The organism is Bifidobacterium favimelis, from assembly GCF_037963085.1.
GTDB lineage: Bacteria > Actinomycetota > Actinomycetes > Actinomycetales > Bifidobacteriaceae > Bombiscardovia > Bombiscardovia favimelis.
This window is the reverse complement of record NZ_JBANDZ010000001.1, coordinates 1,505,812-1,523,772: the sequence shown is the minus strand read 5'-3', so window position 1 is coordinate 1,523,772 and position 17,961 is coordinate 1,505,812. Positions and strand designations below refer to the sequence as shown.

The 17,961-nt window shown below is 62.4% G+C and carries 13 protein-coding genes; all 13 read left to right on the top strand.

Features of this window, described 5'->3' with window-relative positions:
• The first annotated feature begins 250 nt into the window (after positions 1–250).
• Entirely contained in the window at positions 251–628 is a 378-nt protein-coding gene (gene rplS / locus V6584_RS06120; protein WP_340469602.1) for a 50S ribosomal protein L19, read from the top strand.
• Between the two features lie 212 nt (positions 629–840).
• The gene (lepB, locus tag V6584_RS06115; protein ID WP_340469601.1) at positions 841–1,686 is read left to right on the top strand and encodes a signal peptidase I; all 846 of its coding nucleotides are present in this window, start codon (positions 841–843) and stop codon (positions 1,684–1,686) included.
• 1 nt (position 1,687) lies between these two features.
• A complete protein-coding gene (locus V6584_RS06110) occupies positions 1,688–2,464 on the top strand; it encodes a ribonuclease HII (RefSeq protein WP_340469600.1) in 777 nt (258 codons plus the stop codon).
• A gap of 161 nt (positions 2,465–2,625) precedes the next feature.
• The gene (locus tag V6584_RS06105) at positions 2,626–3,699 is read left to right on the top strand and encodes a LacI family DNA-binding transcriptional regulator (RefSeq protein ID WP_340469789.1); all 1,074 of its coding nucleotides are present in this window, start codon (positions 2,626–2,628) and stop codon (positions 3,697–3,699) included.
• Between the two features lie 135 nt (positions 3,700–3,834).
• On the top strand, positions 3,835–5,469 hold the full coding sequence (locus tag V6584_RS06100) for a xylulokinase (protein WP_340469599.1): 1,635 nt from the start codon (positions 3,835–3,837) through the stop codon (positions 5,467–5,469).
• A gap of 86 nt (positions 5,470–5,555) precedes the next feature.
• Positions 5,556–6,248, top strand: a complete 693-nt coding sequence (locus V6584_RS06095; protein ID WP_340469598.1) for an L-ribulose-5-phosphate 4-epimerase — start codon at positions 5,556–5,558, stop codon at positions 6,246–6,248.
• A 169-nt stretch (positions 6,249–6,417) separates the two neighbouring features.
• Complete coding sequence (araA, locus tag V6584_RS06090; protein WP_340469597.1) at positions 6,418–7,932, top strand: L-arabinose isomerase; 1,515 nt, start codon at positions 6,418–6,420, stop codon at positions 7,930–7,932.
• 543 nt (positions 7,933–8,475) lie between these two features.
• Positions 8,476–10,515 (top strand): isopeptide-forming domain-containing protein, encoded by a 2,040-nt coding sequence (locus V6584_RS06085; RefSeq protein WP_340469596.1) that lies wholly within the window; start codon positions 8,476–8,478, stop codon positions 10,513–10,515.
• A gap of 255 nt (positions 10,516–10,770) precedes the next feature.
• Positions 10,771–11,649 (top strand): hypothetical protein, encoded by an 879-nt coding sequence (locus tag V6584_RS06080; RefSeq protein ID WP_340469595.1) that lies wholly within the window; start codon positions 10,771–10,773, stop codon positions 11,647–11,649.
• Positions 11,642–15,289, top strand: a complete 3,648-nt coding sequence (locus V6584_RS06075) for a hypothetical protein (protein ID WP_340469594.1) — start codon at positions 11,642–11,644, stop codon at positions 15,287–15,289. Before V6584_RS06080 ends, V6584_RS06075 begins: the two co-directional genes overlap by 8 nt.
• Before the next feature lie 4 nt (positions 15,290–15,293).
• Positions 15,294–16,226 carry a class C sortase gene (locus V6584_RS06070; RefSeq protein ID WP_340469593.1) on the top strand — a complete coding sequence of 311 codons (933 nt, stop codon included), beginning with the start codon at positions 15,294–15,296 and terminating at the stop codon, positions 16,224–16,226.
• Positions 16,223–17,281, top strand: a complete 1,059-nt coding sequence (locus V6584_RS06065; protein WP_340469592.1) for a class C sortase — start codon at positions 16,223–16,225, stop codon at positions 17,279–17,281. Before V6584_RS06070 ends, V6584_RS06065 begins: the two co-directional genes overlap by 4 nt.
• Positions 17,282–17,445: 164 nt before the next feature.
• Positions 17,446–17,757 (top strand): hypothetical protein, encoded by a 312-nt coding sequence (locus V6584_RS06060; RefSeq protein WP_340469591.1) that lies wholly within the window; start codon positions 17,446–17,448, stop codon positions 17,755–17,757.
• Positions 17,758–17,961: the final 204 nt, after the last annotated feature.

The window sequence follows — 17,961 nt, the reverse complement described above, 5'->3', positions numbered from 1 at the left end:
GCCCGGCTTCAAACAGGCCTACTCATGGTCGTCGCACCTCGGACGTCGGGGTGTAGTACAATGGCGAAGTTGATGTGCCGGATCGGGACTGCCGCATAGGTCCACGATTCCAGGGTCCAGCCGCTCACGGCGGCGGATCGGCACGGCCTGTCGGCAGACCGGCAGGCGAGGATGTGCGCCGGATGGGATTTTCGACCCCCTTCGGTGCCTGGAGACATGCGCTGATATGCGGCGGCGATGGAGGAACAGCATGAACGTCATTGACGAATTCGACGCCAAGCACATGAAGCCGGCCGAGTCCATCCCTGATTTCCGCCCCGGTGACACCATCGAGGTCAACGTGAACATCAAGGAAGGCAGCAACACCCGTATCCAGGCCTTCACCGGCGTGGTCATCGCCCGTTCGGGCGCGGGTGTGCGCGAGACCATCCTGGTCCGCAAGGTCAGTTTCGGCGTCGGCGTGGAGCGCCGCTTCCCGCTGCACTCCCCACAGATCGATTCGATCAAGGTCCTTCGCCGCGGCCGGGTCCGCAGGGCCAAGCTTTACTACCTGCGCAACCTGCACGGCAAGGCGGCAAGAATCGTGGAGCGCCGCGACAACAAGCCGGCGGCGGACAAGGCCGAGTAATACGGCCTCCTGCCGAAGGCCCCTGCCTCCTTTCGGAACACGACCCGGGTGCACTGACCTGCCCCCGGGTTTTGTGTATCCGCCTGCGGGGCCGGAGCACGGGTCTGTGTAAGGTGTAGAAAACAAGACCGGACGGTCCCAGGGCCGCCGGACAGCCCTGAGCCGGCAATCGGCGGGACCGGGCTGGCTTGACGTTACTCGAGGAGTGCAGCATGGTGAAGGGGAGGCATGGGCGGTCGGGCGATTCCGACCCGTCCGGTACGGCACTGGAGGTCCCCCCGCATGCGGGCGCAGGTGCCGTCAGGAGGAAGGGTCCCGCCCATGCAGCCCCTGCACGAGAGGACGAAGGCGGCGGGCTCAAGGAGCTGGCCATCGACCTGGTGGTCCTGATTGCGGCATTCGTCCTGGTCAGGGTCTTTTTGCTGGGCCTCTACGTCATCCCCTCGGGTTCGATGGAGGACACCCTGGGCATAGGGGACAGGGTGATCACCACGAACGGGCTTACCCGCAAGCTGGTCAAACCCCGGCGGGGCGACATCGTCGTCTTCGTCGATCCGGCCGGTTGGTTGAGCAAGGAGGGGTCATCAGGCGGACCGTCCATCATGAAGAGCGACTTTCTGATCAAGAGGCTGATCGGCATGCCGGGCGACACGGTCGAGTGTGCCGGTTCGGGGGCTCCGGTCAAAGTGAACGGGGTGGCCCTGGACGAGACGTCCTACATCAGGCCGGGTTCCGATCCCAGCGCCTTCGCCTTCAAGGTCAAGGTGAGTGAGGACCATGTCTTCGTCCTGGGAGACAACCGTTCCAATTCGGCCGATTCGCGCTACCACCAGGGGGACGGCCACAATGGCCTGGTTCCCATGGAGAACATAAAGGGGACGGGCCTGGTGACCTACTGGCCACTGACGCATTGGAAGATGCTCAACAACCGCCATTCGGCCTTCGACGGGGTTCCGGCGCCCGGCGGGTCGGGTGCGGCTTACGCAGGTCCGGCCCCCTCGGATGCGGGCGAAGCGGCCTCGGGGACCGGTGCGGCCGGGTACGGGACCGGACGCTGAAGTGAGGGTCGTTCCCACCCTTGAGCTGGAAAAGGAGCTGGCCCTCCCCGGGGTGGATTATGTCGTCGGCCTGGATGAAGTGGGCCGGGGGGCCCTGGCCGGCCCGGTCATGGTCGGGGCCTTCGCCCTTCCGGTCTGTGGGCTGGCCGATCTGGCCGTTCCCGATGGGTTGGCGGATTCCAAGGCCCTCACCCCGCGCCGCCGGCGGATCATGTATGACATCCTCCTGGACTGGGGGGCCGGGTGGGCCGTCGGGGCCTGCAGCAACGCCGAGATAGACAGGTGGGGGATCGGCCCTGCCCTGGGCCTGGCCGCCCTGAGGGCCTTGGACGATCTGGAGGGCCGCCTGGGGGAGGGCCGCGCTGGGGAGGACCCCTGTGACGGGGATCGGCCGGACGCCCATCCGGAAGGGAGCAGCCACCCGGGGCCCCGGCCCGGGGCCGACAGGGTGCCGCCGGTCCTGGCGGCCATCCTGGACGGTCCCGTGGATTATGTGACACCGGCACTGGGGTCATACGGGGCCCCGTCGCTCCTCTCGGACCCGGCCGTGACCTGCAGGATCAAGGGGGACTCCACCTGTGCCAGCGTCTCGGCCGCCTCCGTCATGGCCAAGGTGACCAGAGACTCCCTCATGGTCGACCTGGTCCGGGCCCACCCCCGGTTCGCCCCATACGGGTGGGAGAGGAACAAGGGGTACGGTTCACGGGAGCACAAGGCTGCCATAGCGGCCCTGGGCCCTACGACCCTTCACAGGACCAGCTGGCACCTGTCCCCGTGACCCGGGTTCCCCTGCCGGCGGCAGGGGAGATCCATGGTCTGTTGCCGCGACAGGTTACTATCGGATGAGTCGGAGGACATGTCAGGGGCTGTCCTCCGGAGGGAAGAAGGTAGGAGATGACCAGGAGTTCACAGGCGGGCGGGCGGTCCGGACGGCCGTCCATGTTCGAGGTTGCCCGTCTGGCAGGGGTCTCCCATCAGACCGTCTCCCGGGTGATCAACCATTCTAAGGACGTCTCCGAATCCACCCGCTTGCGGGTTCAGGAGGCCATTGACGCTCTGGGTTACCGGCCCAGCAACTCCGCACGGGCCCTGGCCTCCCACCGGAGCAGGACCATCGCCCTGGTGGCGGGTGGAACCAGCCTGTTCGGTCCTGTCTCCTCCATCACCTCCATAGAGAAGGTGGCCCGCTCCCACGGCCTGTTCATGTCGGCCATGATGGTGGATGAAAACGCCTGTACGGCCAGGGGGTTCAATGAGCTCTGCGGGACCTTTCTGGAGCAGAACGTCGACGCCTTCATCTTTCTGACGCCCACCGACGTCATGTTCGAAGCCGCATGCAGGGTGCAGGTGGCACAGCCCAGGGTCATCGTAACCTCCACCCATGGGGCCCTGCGGGCCGACGAGGCCCTGGCCCAGGGGCACGGCCCCGGCCCGGTGGCCATGGCGGGGATAGACCAGTGGGGGGCCGTGCAGAAGGTGGCCCGGCTTCTGGTGGCAAGGGGGCACCGGTCGGCCCTCTACCTGGCCGGCCCGCCCGAATGGAGGGATGCCGCCACCAGGCTGGCCTCCTGGCAGGCGGCCTGCGGCATGCTGAGGATAAGAACGGCCATTGTGCACGCCGGATCGTGGGAGTCGCGCGAGTCTTACGCCCTGATGAATCATCTGATCGACGAGAGGGGGATGGCCGGGCGCTCACTTCCCACCGCCATCGTGACCGCCAATGACAACCAGGCGGTCGGTGTGGCGCGTTCCCTCCACGAACACGGGTACCGCATCCCCCAGGACGTGAGTCTGGTCGGTTTCGACGACATCCCCACCGTGGACAACATGTACCCCCCATTGACAACGGTCCGCCCACGTTTCGAGGATCTGGGGACCGTGACCATGCGCCTGGTCCTGGCCCTACTGGGGCAGGGCCAGCAGGTCGTGTTCCCGGAGACCGAGCATGGCGTGGGGCTGATTCCGGCGGACGTGGTCCAGCGGCGGTCGCTGGGGCACGCCGTCCGCAGGTGAGCCGGCATCCCGTTTGCCTCTTCAGCAGGTTGCCGGTAGACTTGTACACAGGAACATGTTAGCGTTAACAACACCCCTTGTGAGCGGGTTCGACAGGGTCGATGAGTCACGGGGCGAGTGCGAAGGAGCAGGACAATGGCGGATGCAGACAGGGAGGGACAGGAGAGGTCCCGGTCGACGGTGGCGGATGAGATCAGGCAGGGGAAGACCTGCCTGGGAATCGAATTCGGCTCCACCAGGATCAAGGCGGTCCTCATAGACGGAACCTACCGAAGTCTGGCCATGGGGGACTTCGACTGGGAGAACCACCTGGAGGACGGGTTGTGGACATACTCCCTGGATGAGGTCTGGCAGGGGCTCCAATCAGCCTATGCCTCCCTGGCCGCCCAGGTTGAGGATGAATATGGGGTCAAACTCACCAGGATCGGATCCATGGGCTTCTCGGCCATGATGCACGGCTACCTGGCCTTCGATGCCCAGGGCGGGCTTTTGGTTCCCTTCCGTACCTGGCGGAACAGCAACACCCACGAGGCCCACGAAAAGCTTTCCCGCCTCTTCCAGTACAACATCCCTGAGCGTTGGTCCATCGCCCACCTCTACCAGGCGATCCTCAACAAGGAGGAGCACGTGCCCCGTGTGGCCTACTTCACCACCCTGGCAGGGTACGTCCATTGGAAGCTCACCGGGCGCAAGGTGATCGGCATCGGTGACGCCTCCGGGATGTTCCCCATCGACTCCTCCAGGATGGAGTTCGACCGCCACATGCTGGCCCAGTTCTCATCCCTGCCCGAGGTGGCCGCCCAGCCCTGGAAGATCGAGGACCTCCTGCCTACCCCGCTGGTTGCCGGCAGCGATGCCGGCAGGTTGACCGAAGAGGGGGCCAGGCTGCTCGACCCGACCGGGACCCTTCAGGCGGGCAGCCCGGTGGCACCTCCGGAAGGTGATGCCGGCACGGGCATGGTGGCCACCAATTCGGTGCGCAAGCGGACAGGGAACGTATCCGCCGGCACGTCGATCTTCGCCATGGTGGTCCTTGAGCACAGGATGGAACGCCTCCACCCCGAGGTGGACCCGGTGACCACGCCGGCGGGTGATCCGGCCGGGATGAGCCATGCCAACAACTTCACCTCCGACCTCAACGCCTGGGTCAAGGTCTTCGGCGAGTTCGCCGAGGCGGCCGGCCTGGACATGGGCGCGGACGACCTCTATGCCACCCTCTTCAACCAGGCCCTGAAGGGCGACCCCGACGCCGGCGGTCTGATCAACTACTGCTTCTATTCCGGTGAGTTCCTGGCGGGACTGGAAGAGGGCCGGCCCGTATTCGCACGGGGGCCGGAAAGCAGGATGAGCCTGGCCAACTTCATGAGGGCCCAGCTCTTCTCGGCCTTCTCGCCGGTCAAGATCGGCATGGATGTCATGACCAAGGACGAGGGGGTCAAGGTGGACACGCTGGTGGGTCACGGCGGGATCTTCGCCACTCCGAAGGTGGCCCAGAAGATCCTGGCCGCCGCCTTCGACACCCCCATCAAGGTCATGTCGACCGCGGCCGAGGGGGGCGCCTGGGGCATGGCGGTCCTGGCCGACTACCTGGGACACGCGGATCAGGACCTGGCCGATTACCTGGACGGGAGGGTCTTCGCAGATGCCCGTTCGGTGACCGAGGAACCGGACCCGTCCGATGTGAAGGGATTTGAGACCTTCTTCGAACGTTTCACCCAGGGTCTGCCCATCGAGAAGGCGGCCGTTGAGGCCATCCCCCTGGAGGGATGAAGCCCGATTGCATGCCAGGCCGTCCCTCCATGGCGGCGCTCGCGGCCGGTCTGGCCGCAAAGAAGAAGGTAAGGAGCACGGAAGATATGGCGACATTGAATGATTTCCCCCCGCAGGTACGGGCCGAGGTCAAGCAGGTGCGCGAGCAGGTGGCCACACTGCACGAGCAGCTGATCAAGTGGAATCTGGTGGTCTGGACGGCGGGCAACGTGTCCCAGCGCCTGAGAACGGCCGACCTCATGGTGATCAAGCCCTCCGGGGTCCGTTATGAGTACCTGACCCCGGCCTCCATGGTGGTCACGGATCTGGATGGCAACGTGGTGGACGGCACCGAGGCCCCCAGTTCGGACACCCTCTCGCACGCCTATATATACAGGCACATGCCTGACGTCTTCGGCGTGGTGCACACCCATTCCACCTATGCCACGGCCTGGGCGGCCACCGGGAAGAACATACCCTGCGGCCTGACCATGATGGGCGATGAATTCGGCGGCCCCGTCCCGGTGGGCCCCTTCCGCCTCATCGGCTCCGAGGAGATCGGCAGGGGGGTGGTGGAGACCCTGAAGAAGTACCCGCACTCCCCGGCCGTCCTCATGCAGAACCACGGTCCGTTCACCATCGGCAAGGATGCGGAGGCCGCCGTCAAGGCCGCCGCCATGACCGAGGAGGTGGCCCACACCATGTGGGCGGCCAGCCAGCTGGGTGACATCATCGAGATAGCCCCCGAGGACATAGCCAAGCTCAACGACCGCTATCAGAACGTTTACGGCCAGCACTGACCGGTTCGGCCGCCGCACCTGGGGGACCATTGAGCACCCGGATGGGCGGCCGGACTCGCGGTGAAGGGGCCCGATCGCCGGCCGGCCCGCGCTGAGCCGCCGACAGGGCGGGGTGGCCGTCCAAAACGCCGAAGAACAAATGCAAACCAAACAAGAAAAGGAAGCAGACATGACAATGCCCAACCCATTCGAAGGCAAGGAACTCTGGTTCGCCGTAGGATCCCAGGACCTCTACGGTGAGGAGACCCTCCGCCAGGTCGCCGTCCAGGCGGCGGACATAGCCCGGACCCTGAACGATTCGGGGAAGATCCCGGTCAAGCTGGTGCTCAAGCCCACCCTCAAGGACTCGGACTCCATCCGTAATTTCATGGTCGAGGCCTCCTCGGACGACGCCTGCATCGGCATTGTGGCCTGGATGCACACCTTCAGCCCGGCCAAGATGTGGATCCGGGGGTTGGAGCAGCTGCGCAAGCCCCTCCTCCAGCTCAACACCCAGCACCATGTCGAGATCCCCTGGGAGACCATCGACATGGACTTCATGAACCTGAACCAGTCCGCCCACGGCGACCGTGAGTTCGGTTACATCCTGACCCGCCTGGGCATCCCCCGCAAGATCGTGGTCGGTCACTACACCGACCCCGAGGTGGCCGAGAAGATAGGGACCTGGGCCCGTGCCTGCGCCGGCTGGGATGCCGCCAACCACATGAAGGTCTGCCGTTGGGGCGACAACATGCGCGACGTGGCCGTCACCGAGGGCGACAAGACCGAGGCCGAACGGGTCTTCGGGGTCTCCGTCAACACCTGGCCGGTCAACGAGCTGGTCTCCTACGTCTCGGATGTGAAGGAGGGGCAGGTCAAGGACCTTATCGAGGATTACAAGCGTGAGTACGTCGTATCCCCCGAGCTCCTGGATTCCCGGTATGACTCCCTGGTCGTGGCGGCCCGTGAGGAGGCCGGGATGCGCAACATGCTCCAGGCCATCGGCGCCGATGCCGCCGTGGATAATTTCCAGGACCTGGGTGGGCTGCGCCAGCTGCCGGGTGTAGGCGCCCAACGCCTCATGGCCGACGGGTACGGGTTCTCGGCCGAAGGCGACTGGAAGACCTCCGTCCTGATCAGAATCGGCAACGTCATGGGTTACGGCCTGAAGGGCGGCTGCTCGCTGATGGAGGACTACTCCTATAACTTCGTGCCCGGCCATGAGGAGATCATGGGCGCCCACATGCTTGAGGTATCTCCCACCCTGAAGACCGATGGCAAGGCCAGCCTGGAGATCCACCCCCTGTCCATCGGCGACAGGGAGGACCCGGTCCGCCTGGTCTTCACCGCCACCCCGGCCACCGGTGCCGTCGTGGTCTCCCTGGCCGATGTGCGTGAGCGCTTCCGCCTGGTCATGAACGTGGTGGATGTGGTCGAGCCCGACGGGTCTCTGAAGAATCTGCCCACGGCCCGTGCCCTGTGGAAGCCGCGCCCCTCCCTCAAGGTCTCGGCCGAGTGCTGGCTGAGGGCCGGTGCCGCGCATCATACCTGCATGACCACCACCGTGGGTCGTGAGGCCTGGGAGGACTTCGCCAGGATAGCCGGCGTCGAACTGGCCACGATCGACGAGGGCACAACCCCCGATCGTTTCGAGAAGGACCTTGAACTGGCTGAGATCAAGCACAGGTTGGACAACCAACACTGATCCTCTCGCAGCCGTTCCGCCATGGTGCCGGAACGGTGGCGAATCCATGGCATGGGGCCGATGTCCTGAATGGGGCATCGGCCCCATGCCATGTCATATGCATCTGCTGCGACCCGGAGGCCGCCCCACCGGGGAAGTCGGCCCTTTAGCCGGATTCCCCCAGTGCCGGCCAGGAGGCTCGCCGTTCGGCTCTCGGGTGGGGGAAGGAGCAGGGGGCATACCGGGCGAATCCACACCGCTCCGCTCTTGGACAGGGCGGCAGGCTCATGGCGAGGGTACGGAATGTGGACCGGGTGCATCGAAGAGTTGATAAGAAGGTATAAATATCTGATACCTCCTAATGAAATCAAGTATGATGTCATGTTTTATAGTGGACAAAGTTGTGTTTTTAATCATGTAATGTTATACTCCATTTGAGGAGCTTGGGGTTTCAGATTAAGCGCGCACATAGCTGATACCGTTGTCAGAGTGACGATGTCGGGCCATTTGAGTGCCTGGCTCGTAAACCCCGGCTCGAACACAAATAGAGAGGGGTTTGCAACCATGCAACTCAGTAAATCCATAGGTGGGAAGGTGGCCAGGGTTACCGGCGTTGTCATAGCCTTCGCCACCTGCGCGGCCGGCCTGGCCCTGATGCCGGCGGCTTCGGCAGACGACGCCACCAAGAAGCCGACGGGCACGACCTTCACCAAGGATGATGACTACGTCACTGGCGAGCTCGGTGCGGACATGGCCGACCACACGCCCCACCTGACCGTTGTCAAGTACCTTTCCCTGAAGCAGGGCATCACGCCTACCGGCTCTTCGCAGCAGGGGGCGGAATTGGCAAAGGACAACACGCCCGGCAAGGAAATCCTGTTCGAACTGCAGAAGATCAAACCGGATGGACCGATTTCCGCGGTCGATGCGCAGGCAGGAACGGGCTATAAAGTCGATACGGGCTTCGGTGTCGAGGGAAGTCTGGTCGGCTTGACCGACAACAGCGGTACCATTACGGACTGGCGCAAGCCGGGTGCGAACAGGCTGCCCACCGGAGACCCCGTCGATCTGCCCAAGATCACCCAGGAGGGCACTGCGCCCGACACCTGGTACTCTCCCAGCTACTTCATCCTCAAAGAGGACACGGACAATTCGCCCGCCTTCCAGAAGGGCGTCTACGATAAGAACAGCTACAAGAAGGCAGAGAACTCCTTGATCACCCTGCCCTACCAGACGGTGAACGTCACCTCTTACGATGACGGTACCAAGGACAGCGCGGTGGTCAATGTCTTCCACCTGCATGTGTTCCCGAAGAACATCTCCACGAAGCAGATCAACAAGCGGGTCACCGGAATCACAGGGTCGGACGGACAGCCGAAAGAGGTGCCCGTCGCCGGAGACAAAATCTCCTATGAGATCACCCAGCATGTGACCAACAAGTATGGGGGTGCCAGCCACACGAACGACAACGATCCCGAACTTGATGTGGGCGACCTGGACCCGGACAACACCACGACTCCACAGCTGAGGATCGTGGACCGCATGTCTTCGGCGCTCAAGGACATGACCAACGTCAAGGTTTCACTCAAGAAGACCGACGGCAGCGAGATTCAGCAGCTGGTACAAGACACCGATTATTGGTTCACGTCTTCTCCGGACGTCCCGGCGAGAATTCAGGCAGGCGGCGGTACCATGTTCGACGCCAATGAGGCAGGTCCAGGCACCATGTACTACGTCTTCGACTTCTTCAAGAATCCGACCAGCTTCAAGGGCTACATGAATGGCGTGACCGAAGCCAACATCGTCATCGATTTCACGACGACGGTGACCAGCTCCGGTGACTCCACCAATGCCGCCCCGGGAACCCTGTCCAACTCCGTGGCGGTCGACCACGTCGGGCTCAAGGGGGACGACGGCAAGCCGACCGATCCTGACCACAACGATACGAAGACGATGACCGCAGGTGCCCAGTTCGGCAAGGTCGATAAGGGTGGTACCCCCCTGGAAGGTGCTGTCTTCAGGCTTTCACAGGGCATCGTTGACGGAAAAGATATGCACAACACCTATCTGGCGACGGATGGGAAGTTCCATCCGGAAGGCAACCTGCCTGCGGGTGTTTCCTTCTATGAGGCGACATCGACCCATAACGGCATCGTCACCTTCGTCGGCCTGCCTGTCTTCGAGACCAAGGACGGGAAGACCGCGGTCCAGGCGGATCTGGTCTGGAACCTGAGCGAGGTCAAGGCTCCGGCAGGCTTCACCATCCCTGATGATTACTTCAAGGAAGCAATCAGCTTCAAGAAGGTCGGAGGCCAGACGGTCGACCAGCTGATCAAGCAGACGAACTCGAATGCCCTCAGCGCTGATGTGACCATCCCCAAAGGCTACAACTACACGGGCAGCCTCGACGGGATAACCGATGACCAGGGGACTGCTGTGAGCCAGGCTGTGATCAACTTCAAGCCCGGTGAGCCCGGCAGGCCCATCACCCTGCCTCTGACAGGTGGCCGTGGCATCATCCTCCTTCTCGTGGTCGGTGCTCTGATCATGGTTGGTGTGCTCTATGCACGCAACAGGAGGGGCAGCGCCGTCCACGCTGCATGATCCCCTGGGAATGTCCCGTGAAAATGACGGGACTCCAGGGTCTGTGAAGGGTGCCGGGTCTGAGGGAAGGACCTGAGGGTCCGGCACCTGTTTGACGGATCGGATTTTCATCGGGGCGTCCCCGGCCATCGCAGGGGACGCCGCCGGTGGAATCTCCCATTCGTTTGATTCTTGTGGCCGCATGTGGCCCTCCCTCATCGAAGGGATTGAGCCCGTGACCACGGTTGGAGGAGAAGAGTTTAGAGGAGCGGCGACATGAAGGGGAACATAAGGGTAAAGGAGTCGATTGGGGCATTCGTATGCGCGGTCATAGTGACCCTGTCTGCATTGCTCGTGTTGCCCATGACGACCGCTGCGGCCGTTGACGCAGATGATGCCGCGCCAGACCCGCGGTTGACCGTCCACGTGGTCACGGGTGGCGGACAGGATGACTCGATGGGTCATCTGAGCGACCAGGATGTCCAGTCCGATCACATGAAGCCTGCGGGGAGCGGATACGTTTTCAAGGTCACCCGTCTGGATGGGGTGAAATTCAAGCGGTTCATGGCCGGGCTTGAAGGGAAGGACAAGTCTTCCTTCAAACATGCGGCGAGAACTGTGAGCGACCACATCGCGGATTACCGGGATTCCAGTGGAAAGTTCTTTTACGGATCAACGGATTCAGAGGGGATCGTAGCCACGAAGACGACCCCTTCGACGACCGGGGTCTGGCTGGAGGGAGCTGATTACCTCCCTGCTGAGGGCCTCCTGTCCGGGGGGAAGGCGGCCCGTTTCGACGGCAGTGCTTCGGACCCCTCTTTCTGGCTTCTGTCGCTCGTCGGAAAACCGAAGGGCGTTCAGGTCAGTATGGAACCCGTTCTGGTGGAGTTGCCGATTCCCGGTCTCGAAGGCCGTCCGGCACAGTATGACGTGGATGTCACACCGAAGATGACCATACACCGGGAAGGCGGCACAGGTGCAGTGGTACCTGCTCGCCGGCCCGGGGGCGGCGGGAAGCTGGCGGCCAGCGGGCTGGGGCTTGAAGGCCCGGTTCTTGCCATAGCGGTATCCGCGGTCATCGGGCTCTGCCTGACCGGCTGTTCGAAGACGCGCGAATCGCAGCGCGTATCAGGGGGTTTGAATATTAATGAGTAAGGAACAAGAAAGGAAGATGGGTTTCCGCCTGGTCGGCTTCATAGCCGGTCTGGCCATGCTGTCGGCCTCCCTGCTTGCCACGGCGGCCCAGGGGGCACCGGTGGCTGCCGCCCAGGAGGACCTGGGCAGGCAGGTGTATGCCGCCGGGAGCGGCGGTGCCGCGGGTGCGGTGTGGCACCCTGGTCTCCCCAACAAGGCAACAGAGGGGACGGACGCTTACAGCGACACCAGGCCACGTTGGACCAAGGTGGCCAACATCAAGGCCAACTGGCTGTCCACGGAGATGGAAGACGGCGAGAAGACGGCTCTGTCCAAGCGGGACATCTACTTCACTGATGATAACGCCACAGGGGCCGTCGACAGCAATACGACTTCGATGACCATGCTGTATTCCACTTATGATTGGGACAAGAATGAGCATGGCGATGCCGACACCAATTACAAGACCCACCCGGTCATGGAATTCCAGTACGACAGCACACAGGATGGGACGACAGGGCGTTTCACCAATGTGAAACAGTTCTCATCCATGGCCGTCGGCGTCTATGACAGGAACAACAACAGGGGCAATGACGCCCCCTTGAGCGTCTACTTCTGGAGCTGGGATGGCGGATGCGATGGTCAGACTTACGTAACTTGCCCGACCAGGCGCAACGACACGGGCGGTACTGTGAATTATGCCTCCGTGGTGAGGGTGACCGCCGGCAGCCCGGACATCTACGTAGGCACGATGCCGGCCCCGGGGCACAGCGCAGGTCTTCCGGAAATGACGAAAACCTGCAATAAGGGTTCAAAGTGCTCCTATTCTTATTCAAAGGACAAGTTCTTCGTCGACTATAAGGAACTGACGGGTGGTGAGGTGAATCCGACCACTGGGTACCTCTATCTGCAGACCGATCAGGCAGGTACCCTGGATGCAGGAGCAGTCGGGTCCGAGGCATTCACGAACAATATTTATACAGATAGGTCCAATTCCTCCAGCTCAGGTGTGGTCATATGGGACCCGGTGTCGGGTGACTATGCCTTTTCCAACGGCATCCAGCCCGGTGGGATGAGACCCTACCTCCTCGATGCTGCCAGTCCCAGCGGGACGGGTAAGATCGACGATTCGCCGTCGAAGAATGCGGTTGTTCAGCCGCCCTGCTTCACAGAGAGGTTGAACATCAGACGTTCGAATGTGGTCGATGCGCCCTTGGTGACGGGAGACGCTTCGGTGGATTGCAATGTCGACACGACGTCCAGCAATTACAGCAGCCAGAAAATCTACGTAAGCTCCGACATGGGGATGGACTCACTGGGCAACGCCTACTATTCGGTCATGCTGGGCGACAACGCCTCCCAGGCCGACCACTTCACCTCGATCGTCAAGATCAATGTGGCGAAAGACAAGAAGGGCAACATCGAAGACGGCACCTCGTGGACCCCATGGACCTATTCGGTGGTGAAGAAGATCAAGCCAAAGTATGAGGGACAGCACTGGGGTATGTCGGATTGGTATGCCAATGATCCGGGGGCCAACAGGATGACTGGCTGCCCCTCGGTGGGATGGCCCACGGATTCGCAGGTCCGCGGCATGGGCATCATGAACGGGAAGTTCATCCTCGGCCCCACCTTGCGCACTTGCTATTCGCATGTCAATGCAAAGTATCCCGTTCAGGAGGATGATCCAGGGTACATCTTCGACGATCCTGGTTACAGGGATGACAAGGGGAACCTGATATACAACAGCACGTACGATGATGGGAATGGCCACCATAGCAATGGCAGGTCGGGTCTGATCACGCGCATGCTGCAGATAGACCCCCTCTCCGGAGAGGCCCAGATAGCGAATTCAATCGGGGACGAACCGGGCCGCACGGTGAACCAGTCAGGGTCCATAGACCATTACAGCTATCAGGCTCCAAACTACATCCGGGATTTGGGGTCCCCGCAGGAGCTCAAGGTCATTTCGGGGACCATCTACCACATGCACGACAAGCAGGAGGGTGATGACTCCCCATATGCCAGGGACGGGAACGACACGGTGACCAATGCCGTCGTCGCGCTCTACGACGCGAAGACCAACGAACTGCTTGCAACGACCCTCAGCGGAGGCACCGGTGGTTACAGCTTCATTCTGAGTTCCACTGGCGACTACTATGTGCGGGTCGTCCAGCCAGCCATCAGGGGTGTTGCGGCCCATCAGGTGTGGGGTTCGACAAGCAATGCACTCTTCAGCGACACCGCCACTTCCACCTCCGTCATGCACTGCCAGGGGGGCGATCTGCCCAACAACAAGGAGGGGAAGTGCTTCGGCAGCCGGCCTTCCCCCTTCCAGGAACCGGACAGTTCGTCTACCGATCCAAAGGAATGGAGCATCTATGCCTCCGTCCACATGGGCGGTGACGGTTCCGCGCCTGTCGCTGATTTCGGGCTGAGCACCGATGGCAGCTATGGAGACGGCGGTGACAGTGGAACCGGGGCATCGGCCTTCGACCCGCTGAAATCAACCAGGGCCAAGTTGGGACCGGTCCTGCAGTCAGGTGAGGATGCTCTGCATCTGGGCCCGAAGCGGGGACTGTACCAGGATGGTGCCGAGTCTGAAGACAGGTCGGCATCTGCGCACGATGGCACCGATGACGGCGTGGGCATCAAGGCGGTCGACCCAAAGGACGGGACGGTCGGGACCATCCCTCTGCAGGGCACAGGTCTTGTGGCGGGCCAGAAGTACAAGCTGGACATCGATGTCGAAGGCCCGCTGGCCGAAGGTTCTCAGGTGAAGATGTGGGCCTACAGGAAGAACGATGTCAACAATGGCGATCCTGTGGCTGTCAGTGAATTGCTCCAGGCGAAAGCCGGCAGGAAGAACCAGATGACACTGTCCATCCCCGCAGACAGGACCAGTGAAAAGTCAGAAAATCAGGCATGGACCAGGTTCATCGCAGTACCGGCAAAACCCGGCGGGGGCGCTTTCGAGCTCCCCATCGACGACACGACCGGCTTCTATGCACAGCATGGGAAGGAAGGCAAGGAGGGACACACCTGGTGGACTGTGCCTGGCGAGGTCGAAGATTACAGGCTTACGACTGTCCAGTCCCTGGTCAGGATACTGGTCTCCGTCGATCGGGTCGAGTCGAAGGACGGCAAACCGGTCAAGTTCCAGTATTCCATAGATCCGGTCCTGTCCGGCGAGGATGGCAGCGTGTCAACAGACAGCGATTCGCTGACCCTGCCGGTCGGTGACGACGTCACTGTCGGTTCGTCGGCCATCCACATATACAAGGGGCTGACCGGACCTGATTCGAAGGTCACGATCAGGGATGAGACGAACAGCGATCCCGATGCCAGCAAGAGGACCTATGATCTCATGTCGGCGGTCTGCTTCCCCACGAACGGGGGGTCGAATGCCGGCATGACCACCCAGCTGGCCGCATCCGCAGGAACCCGGATCATCAATCAGGTCGTCCTCAAGGGGTTGGCGCAGAGCGCGAACGACCAGGATATAACGTGTCATCTGATTTACGGGCACCCTGCCACCTTCAGCCTCCCTCTGGCAGGCGGACGTGCCCTCGGCAGGCATCTGGGCGTCGGGTTCATGTCGGCGGCCTGTCTGGCCGCCCTGGTCCTGGCGGGTTGTGACATCGTTCGCAGGAGGTTCTGAGCCGGTGGAAGCAGAAGGGCCCGGTCTGCCGCATGTCAGGATGCGACATGCCGGGTCCCTTCATGCCCATAGGCGGAGTCTTCCGGCCCGTTCCCTCCTGGTCCTCGTCGTGGTCCTCCTGTTCGCCGTCGGTTGGCTCCTGCTCAGCCGGGACATCTTGGAGAGCCGCTGGCACAGCCATGTCGCATTCGAGGATTCCACGGTCTATGACCTTGCGGTCAAGCGGCTGTCGCCCGAACGACTGCATGGGGTCAAGGAGCGGATCCGCCGGTACGACCGCTCCCTGAGCGCTGCGGACCCGGGCGATCCCTTCACCCCCAGGAGCCTGAATGCTCCCAAAGGCTATGCAGGGCTTCTTTCCCAGGTCGATCCGGCAATGATGGGCTACCTCCAAGTCCCCTCGGCCGGTATCTCGCTGCCTGTGTATTACAGGTCCACGGACGGTGACGACCCCATGGACCAGGGGGCGGTCCACATGGCGGCCACTGCGATCCCCAGCGATGTCGATGGCATCCATCCGTTCATATACGGGCATTCGGGGTTGGATGGCTACCATCTCTTCGACGATTTGGAACTGACCAAGAAGGGGGAGGACTTCACGGTTCGCGTGCTTGACCAGACCTTCCATTACAAGGTGACCGACATAAGGATCGTGCGTCCGGAACAGATCGAAGTGCTCGATACGAAGTATGGGGTCAATCAGGTCACCCTGATGACCTGCACCCCCAAGGGGGTCAATGACCACCGCCTCCTGGTGAACGGGGAATTGACCGGGGTGACTGGGCCACGGGTCGTCCGCGAGGATGACCCCTCGCCCGACATCCTTCTGGTGACGGCCATCCCCCTGGCCGGGGGTATCATGGGAATGTTCCATGTGGACCGTTGCCGCAGAGGGCCTTCCGCCCGCTTGGGCAGGCATGCGAGGAGGACGAGGTGAGAGTGCGATCGGGTCCGCGCAGGGAACGGTCCCATGCGTCCACAAGCCCGAACCGGGTCCAGAGGCGTCAGTGGGCGCACAATGCCGTCGACCTCCTGGTGTTCCTCATCGGGATGGGAATCTTCCTCTATCCCCTGATCGCATCGTACGTGAACTATCGGGAATCCTCCTCCCATGTGGACTCTTATGATGCCATCGTCGCCGGGCTCACCCCGCAACAGAAGCAAAAGATGTGGGAGGATGCCAAACAGTACGACAGGGAACTGGGCATCCCCTCCCTGCGTGACCCGTTCAAATACAAGACCGTGGCCCCCCCTCTCAACAGGTATTACAAGATGCTCAACGTGGACGGCAAGGGGATGATGGCCTACATCGACATACCCAAGATATCCGTCAAGGTCCCCCTCTACCACAGCACCTCGGACCAGGTCCTCACCAACGCCACCGGGCATATCCCGACCACCCACCTGCCCACCGACAACAGGACGGTCCACTCGGTCGTCACGGGGCATACAGGCGAGGTGGGGCACATCATCTTCGACAACCTCACGCAGATGCGGGTGGGTGACGTCTTCCAGATGAGGGTCCTTGACCATCACATGAGCTACCGGGTGGACCAGATCAAGATCATCCTCCCGAACGAAGTGGACAGCCTTCAGCCGGTCGACGGCGTAAACTACGTGACCCTCCTGACCTGTTACCCATACGGGATCAACTCCCACCGGCTGATCGTCCGGGGGCGTTACATCGGAGACAACATACCCTCTTCGCAGCCGACCGGCGCCCCCAGATGGATGCTATGGGTCCTTTTGGCCCTCTTCGTCCTCAGCGCCGTCGGGCTCTGGCAGGTTTCCAAGAAGAGGCGTGAATACCGTGCAGGCCCGGCGGTCGCCGTGGAAGGGTCTCCGGTCCATGACCGGGCGGGGGAAGCCGACGGTGCAGGAGATGCCGACGGTGCAGACGGCGGTTCCGATCAAGCCCTGCCGCGAAACAGCGGGGATTCCGGGGATTTTCCGTCGCCGGGGCCCGCCCTGCCACGGGATTCCCCCGGGTGAGTGCCCCCGGCCCAGGACAGGAGGCGCCTGTGCAGGCGAGGCGGGGAAGGCGGCCCTCGGGCCGCTTGGTAAGAGGTCGAAGCCTGGGCCGGTCCGGTCATCCGCCCATGCTTCCCGGTGGTTTGCGCCAATCCGGGGTGAACCGATGATGATGGGAGACGCAGATGATGAATGACGGGTGGGGAAGGCATGTGCGCGGTCCCGAGGAGGGGCCGGGCAGGGCCCGGGACGGCGGATCCGCAGCCCAGCAGGAGGGTCCGCGGACCGAGGTGAGAGGGAATCGGTCTCCCTCCCGGCTCGCCAGACGGCGCAGACAGCTCGACGTGCTTTATTACAGCCTCCTCGTCCTTGTCATCGTCTTCGCCTGGGCAACATTGGGGCTGATGATGAGAATAGGGTTCATCCCTGTTTTCAACCTCGGCTACTCCTGGTTCGACACCCACATCTTCTACTTCTTCGGCATCACGGCCCATTGAAATCGCGCCTTTCCGCCGGCAGGCCAGACCTGATGGGGTGTCGGTTGCTTTCGCATCCGTCCACATTTCCCTCCTGCCGAAGATTTCGGCCCCGGGCGGTTTATCGTTGAGCCGGGCGTGGGTGAATCGGACCTTCCTTGAATCCGCGCCGTCGCTCCTCCCGGCCGGTACAGCCTGTCTGTGGCGGACCGGCGGTGTCCGGTG